Annotated in this window: 1 pseudogene; it reads left to right on the forward strand. The window is 75.2% G+C overall.

The features are described from left to right. A pseudogene (locus FOE67_RS27430) lies at positions 1 to 520 on the forward strand (hypothetical protein); the annotation flags it as partial.

Genomic DNA, 520 nt, shown 5'->3' on the forward strand with positions numbered 1-520 from the left:
CGAGGTGGTGTGGGGTCGCCGCCTGGACCCGGCCCGCATGGTGATCCGCAACATCCCGCTGCCGTCCTCCGGGCGGCGGTGGGGCGAGGTCGTGCTCCACGACGGGGTGCCCAACGGCGAGCGGACCATCGTCGGTCCCGAGGGGCACACCACCGTGCACCCGGTCTTCGACGAGATCGAACTGTGGGCCCCGTCCTCCGTCCCCACCTGGGTGGTGCTCCTGGAGGCGGCCGAGGAGTCCGACCGGGACGCCCTGGAGCGGCTGGCCGCCGAGGCCGGGTACGCGGCGGAGGACTGGTCCTCCTCGGTCCGGCTGCTGTGCCGGGCGTGTTCCGAGAGCCGGATGCCCAGCGAGCAGGGCGACGGCCTGGCGCAGCACGACCCGCACGACCACAGCCTGCCCGGTCGCCCCGGGCCCCTGGGACACACCGGCGCCGGGATGCTGTGGTCCCCCGAACGCGAATGCGGCCTGGCGGCCCCCGCCTCCCTGGTCCGCGGCCTGCTCGACAGTTGGGTCGCC

Origin of the sequence: Streptomyces calidiresistens (assembly GCF_014141525.1) — a bacterium.
GTDB lineage: Bacteria > Actinomycetota > Actinomycetes > Streptomycetales > Streptomycetaceae > Streptomyces > Streptomyces calidiresistens.